Origin of the sequence: Kitasatospora sp. NPDC057512, from assembly GCF_042802135.1 — a bacterium.
Taxonomy (GTDB): domain Bacteria; phylum Actinomycetota; class Actinomycetes; order Streptomycetales; family Streptomycetaceae; genus Kitasatospora.
Map to the genome: position 1 here is coordinate 1 of NZ_JBHVET010000559.1, position 5,896 is coordinate 5,896.

The window sequence follows — 5,896 nt, forward strand, 5'->3', positions numbered from 1 at the left end:
GAGAAGTCCGCCGGGCCGTCCGGCGAGCGCCGGGCCGGCCCGTCCGACGCAGTTCGCCCTGAGCGAACAGAACGGACGGATCGCGGCTGAGACCCGGTAACCACGGCGCCCCGGCGTCTCAACCGGTAAACCGGGTGGCGGGCGGGCACCCCGTCTCGCCTACGCTTGGCGTCGTGACCCCCGCAGACCTTTCCCAGGCAATCCAGGCCGCAGTGAGCTCCGCCGTCGAGGCGGGCGAGCTGGCCGTCGCCGTGCCCGAGCACGTGACGGTCGAGCGGCCCAAGAACAGGGACCACGGCGACTACGCGACCAACGTGGCCCTCCAGCTCGCCAAGGCGGCCGGCAAGCCGCCGCGAGCCGTTGCCGAGCTGCTGGCCGACCGCCTGCGAGGGATCACCGGCGTCGCCAAGGTCGACATCGCCGGTCCGGGCTTCCTGAACATCACCCTGGACACCGCCACCGCCGGTGCGCTGGCGCGCACCATCGTCGAGGCGGGCGAGGCCTACGGCCGCAACGAGGCCCTCAAGGGCCTGCGGATCAACCTGGAGTTCGTCTCCGCCAACCCGACCGGCCCGATCCACATCGGCGGCGTCCGCTGGGCCGCCGTCGGCGACTCGATGGCGCGCGTGCTGCGGGCCTCCGGCGCCGACGTCACCACCGAGTACTACCTCAACGACGCCGGCGTGCAGATCGGCAAGTTCGCCGCCTCGCTGCGGGCCGCCGCGAACGGCCGCCCGGCGCCCGAGGACGGCTACGTCGGCGAGTACATCGTCGACATCGCCAAGGCGCTCACCGACGCGATCCCGGGCGTGCTCGACCTCTCCGAGGAGGAGCAGCTCCAGGTCTTCCGCACCGAGGGCCTCAAGCTCATGGTCGCCGAGATCAAGCGCTCGATGGACGAGTTCGGCACCCACTTCGACGTGTGGTTCTCGGAGAAGACGCTGCACGACTCCGGCGCGGTCGAGAAGGCCATCGACCGGCTGCGCGAGCAGGGCCACGTCTTCGAGCAGGACGACGCGGTCTTCCTGCGCACCACCGACTTCGGCGACGACAAGGACCGCGTCCTGGTCAAGGCCGACGGCGACAAGACCTACTTCGCCGCCGACGCCGCGTACTACCTGTCCAAGCGGGACCGCGGCGCCGAGGTCGCGCTCTACATGCTGGGCGCCGACCACCACGGCTACGTCAACCGCCTCAAGGCCATCGCGGCCTGCGCGGGCGACGACATGAACCACAACATCGAGGTGAAGATCGGCCAGTTCGTGAAGATGCTTCGCGACGGCGAAGAGGTCCGCATGTCGAAGCGGGCCGGCAACATCATCACGATCGACGACGTGGTCGAGTGGATCGGCGTGGACGCCGCCCGCTACACCCTGGCGCGCTCCTCCACGGACTCGACGATCACGCTGGACATCAACCTGCTGACCAGCCAGACCAACGAGAACCCGGTCTTCTACGTCCAGTACGCGCACACCCGGATGTGCGGCGTGGCCCGCAAGGCCGCCGAGCTGGGCGTGGACAAGGGCACGGTCGAGCAGTTCAAGCCCGAACTGCTCGCCACCGAGTGGGAGTCCGACGTGCTCGGCCACCTCGCGGAGTTCCCGCGGGTGCTGGCCACGGCCGGCGAGCTGCGCGAGCCGCACCGGGTCGCGCGCTACCTGGAGGACCTCGCGGGCAAGTACCACCGCCTGTACGAGAACTGCATGTTCCTGCCCAAGGGCGACGAGGAGCTCTCCGACACGCACCGCGCCCGCCTCTGGCTGGTCGAGGCGACGCGCACCGTGCTCGCCAACGGACTCACGCTCCTGGGCGTGACGGCGCCCGAGCGGATGTAGGCACCACCCCCAAGCGCACGGCGGGGGCGGCTGACGGTCAACGGGGACCGTCGCCGCCCCTCGCCATAGGTCTCGAAGGATCTCCGAAGATGAGTCGCTCCGCACACCCGGCAGGCCCCCGTCACGGCGACGTCCTGCCCGAGGGCCACTACCAGGCCCCGCCCGCCGACCTGAACGCGCTCGACCCCAAGGTCTGGTCGCGCACCGTCGCCCGGAACGCCGAGGGCGTGGCGACCGTCGGCGGCATCGACGTCAAGCGGCTGGCCGCCGAGTTCGGCACCCCCGCCTACGTGCTGGACGAGGAGGACTTCCGGTCCCGGGCGCGCGCCTGGCGGGACGCCTTCGGCACCGACGCGGACGTCTACTACGCCGGGAAGGCGTTCCTCTCCAAGGCCGTCGTGCGCTGGCTGCACGAGGAGGGCCTCAACCTCGACGTGTGCAGCCCGGGCGAGCTGGCGGTCGCCCTGGCCGCCGGGATGCCGCCGGAGCGGATCGCGCTGCACGGCAACAACAAGTCGGCGGACGAGCTGGAACACGCGGTGAAGACCGGCGTCGGGCACATCGTGGTCGACTCCTACGAGGAGATCGGGCGCCTGGCCGCGATCGCCGCCCGCCAGGGCGTGCGCCAGCAGGTGCTGATCCGGATCACCGTCGGCGTCGAGGCGCACACCCACGAGTTCATCGCCACCGCGCACGAGGACCAGAAGTTCGGCCTGTCCCTCACCGGGGGAGCGGCCGCCGAGGCGGTGCGCCGGGTGCTCGGCCACGACAGCCTGGAGCTGCGCGGCATCCACTCGCACATCGGCTCGCAGATCTTCGACATGGCGGGCTTCGAGGTGGCCGCCCGCCGGGTGGTCGGCCTGCTGGCCGGGATCCGTGACGAGCACGGCGTCCAGCTGCCCGAGATCGACCTCGGCGGCGGCCTCGGCATCGCGTACACCAGCGAGGACGACCCGCGCGAGCCGGCCGAGATCGCGGCCGCGCTGGCCGACATCGTCCGCCGCGAGTGCGCCGCCGCGGACCTGGACGCCCCCCGGCTGAGCGTGGAGCCGGGCCGGGCGATCGTCGGCCCGACGGCGTTCACGCTGTACGAGGTCGGCACCGTCAAGCCGCTGGAGGGCCTGCGCACCTACGTCAGCGTGGACGGCGGGATGTCCGACAACATCCGCACCGCGCTGTACGACGCCGAGTACTCGGTGGCCCTGGTGTCGCGCACCAGCGACGCCGAGCCGATGCTGGTGCGGGTGGTCGGCAAGCACTGCGAGTCCGGCGACATCGTCGTCCGGGACGCCTTCCTGCCGGCCGACCTGGCCCCCGGCGACCTGATCGCGGTGCCCGCCACCGGCGCCTACTGCCGGTCGATGGCGAGCAATTACAACCACGCCCTCAAGCCCCCCGTGCTCGCCGTCAGGGACGGTGCGGCGCGGGTGATCGTCCGGCGCGAGACGGAGGAGGATCTCCTGCGTCTGGATATCGGATGACGAAATCCTCGTCTCAGATCATGGAACGACCGTAGATCCGTACGGAAAGTCCCGGAGACTGGTAGAGACCGAAGTTCCCGGCGGTCCAGGAAAACCCGCCGGAAATTACCGAAGCAGATGAATGCAGAGCGGAGTCGGATGATGCGTACGCGCCCGCTGAAGGTGGCGTTGCTGGGTTGTGGTGTGGTGGGCTCCGAGGTGGCGCGCATCATGACGACGACGGCCGACGACCTCGCCGCTCGCATCGGCGCTCCGGTCGAGCTGGCCGGGATCGCGGTCCGCCGGGCCGGGCGGACCCGCCCGGGCGTCCCCGAGCACCTGGTCACCACCGACGCCGAGGCCCTGGTCAACCGGGGCGACATCGACGTGGTGGTCGAGGTGGTGGGCGGCATCGAGCCCTCCAAATCGCTGATCCTGTCCGCCTTCCGGCAGGGCGCCTCGGTGGTCAGCGCCAACAAGGCGCTGCTCGCCAAGGACGGCACCGAGCTGCACGCCGCGGCCGCCGAGGCCGGGGTGGACCTGTACTACGAGGCCGCGGTGGCGGGCGCGATCCCGCTGCTGCGCCCGCTGCGCGAGTCCCTCGCGGGGGACAAGGTCAACCGGGTGCTGGGGATCGTCAACGGCACCACCAACTTCATCCTCGACAAGATGGACACCACCGGCGCCGGATACTCGGAGGCGCTGGAGGAGGCCACCGCGCTGGGCTACGCCGAGGCCGACCCGACGGCCGACGTCGAGGGCTTCGACGCCGCCGCCAAGGCCGCGATCCTGGCCGGCATCGCCTTCCACACCAAGGTCACCGCGGCGGACGTCTACCGCGAGGGCATCACCGAGGTGACGGCGGCCGACATCGCCTCCGCCAAGGAGATGGGCTGCGTGGTCAAGCTGCTCGCGATCTGCGAGCGGGCCGCGGACGGCGAGTCCGTCACCGCGCGCGTCCACCCGGCGATGATCCCGCTGTCGCACCCGCTGGCCTCCGTCCGCGAGGCGTACAACGCGGTGTTCGTCGAGGCCGAGGCGGCCGGCCGGCTGATGTTCTACGGCCCCGGCGCGGGCGGCTCGCCGACCGCCTCCGCGGTGCTCGGCGACCTGGTCGCGGTCTGCCGCAACAAGCTCGCCGGCGCCACCGGTCCCGGTGACTCGGTGTACACGCGGCTGCCGGCCAAGCCGATGGACGAGGTGGTCACCCGCTACCACGTCAGCCTGGACGTGGACGACCGCGCGGGCGTGCTCGCCCAGGTGGCATCCGTCTTCGCCGAGCACGGCGTCTCCATCGACACCGTGCGCCAGCAGGGCCGCGACGGCGACGCCTCGCTCGTCGTGGTCACCCACCGTGCCACCGACGCCGCGCTGTCGGCGACGGTCGACAAGCTCCGCGCGCTGGACAGCGTGCGGGACGTGGCCAGCATCATGCGGGTCGAAGGGGAATAAGGAACCAGCCATGAACGCCGTTGCCGAGAACGTCGTCCGAGGCGCGCACACCCACCAGTGGCGCGGCCTGATCGAGGAGTACCGGGACCGCCTGCCGGTCACCGCGGCCACCCCGGTGGTCACCCTGTTGGAGGGCGGCACGCCCCTGGTCCCCGCCCAGGTGCTCTCCGAGCGCACCGGCTGCGAGGTCTACCTCAAGGTCGAGGGCGCCAACCCGACCGGCTCCTTCAAGGACCGCGGGATGACGATGGCCATCTCCAAGGCCAAGGAGGCGGGCGCGCAGGCGGTCATCTGCGCCTCCACCGGCAACACCTCGGCCTCCGCCGCCGCGTACGCGGTGCGGGCCGGGATGGTCTCCGCGGTGCTCGTCCCGCAGGGCAAGATCGCCCTCGGCAAGATGGGCCAGGCGCTGGTGCACGGCGCCAGGATCCTCCAGGTCGACGGGAACTTCGACGACTGCCTCACCCTTGCGCGTGAACTGTCCGAGAAGTACCCGGTGGCGCTGGTCAACTCGGTGAACCCGGTGCGGATCGAGGGCCAGAAGACCGCGGCCTTCGAGATCGTCGACATGCTCGGCGACGCCCCGGACATCCACGTCCTGCCGGTCGGCAACGCGGGCAACATCACCGCGTACTGGAAGGGCTACCGCGAGTACGCCGCCGACGGCCTCGCCACCCGCACCCCGCGGATGTGGGGCTTCCAGGCCTCCGGCTCGGCCCCGATCGTGGACGGCGCGCCGGTGCTCAAGCCGCAGACCATCGCCACCGCGATCCGGATCGGCAACCCGGCCTCCTGGGACTTCGCGCTCGCCGCACGGGACGAGTCCGGCGGCCTCATCGACAAGGTGACGGACCGTCAGATCCTGTCCGCCTACCGGCTGTTGGCCTCGCAGGAGGGCGTCTTCGTGGAGCCCGCCTCGGCCGCCTCGGTGGCCGGCCTGCTGGCCAAGGCGGAGGCCGGCCTGGTCGACCCGGGCCAGCGGATCGTCTGCACCGTGACCGGCAACGGCCTGAAGGACCCGGACTGGGCGGTGGCCGGCGCGCCGCAGCCGCAGATCGTCCCGATCGACCCGGAGGCGGCCGCCCGCAGCCTCGGACTGCTCGACCGGTAAAGGGTCCTGACGCCCCGACGGGCCGACCCTTTCGAGGG

4 protein-coding genes are annotated in these 5,896 nt (G+C 71.5%); all 4 read left to right on the forward strand.

From position 1 onward, the window contains the following. The first annotated feature begins 173 nt into the window (after positions 1-173). Positions 174-1,835, forward strand: a complete 1,662-nt coding sequence (argS, locus tag ACFU6K_RS29010; RefSeq protein ID WP_380667942.1) for an arginine--tRNA ligase — start codon at positions 174-176, stop codon at positions 1,833-1,835. Between the two features lie 89 nt (positions 1,836-1,924). Then, positions 1,925-3,316, forward strand: a complete 1,392-nt coding sequence (gene lysA, locus ACFU6K_RS29015) for a diaminopimelate decarboxylase (protein WP_380667944.1) — start codon at positions 1,925-1,927, stop codon at positions 3,314-3,316. A 138-nt stretch (positions 3,317-3,454) separates the two neighbouring features. Beyond that, entirely contained in the window at positions 3,455-4,747 is a 1,293-nt protein-coding gene (locus tag ACFU6K_RS29020) for a homoserine dehydrogenase (protein WP_380667946.1), read from the forward strand. A gap of 10 nt (positions 4,748-4,757) precedes the next feature. Further along, on the forward strand, positions 4,758-5,858 hold the full coding sequence (gene thrC, locus ACFU6K_RS29025; protein ID WP_380667948.1) for a threonine synthase: 1,101 nt from the start codon (positions 4,758-4,760) through the stop codon (positions 5,856-5,858). Positions 5,859-5,896 lie beyond the last annotated feature (38 nt).

Excerpts from the sequence above, each read along its gene's own strand:
- lysA (WP_380667944.1), top strand. The coding sequence starts at position 1,925 with ATGAGTCGCTCCGCACACCCGGCAGGCCCCCGTCACGGCGACGTCCTG.
- ACFU6K_RS29020 (WP_380667946.1), top strand. The coding sequence starts at position 3,455 with ATGATGCGTACGCGCCCGCTGAAGGTGGCGTTGCTGGGTTGTGGTGTG.
- thrC (WP_380667948.1), top strand. The coding sequence starts at position 4,758 with ATGAACGCCGTTGCCGAGAACGTCGTCCGAGGCGCGCACACCCACCAG.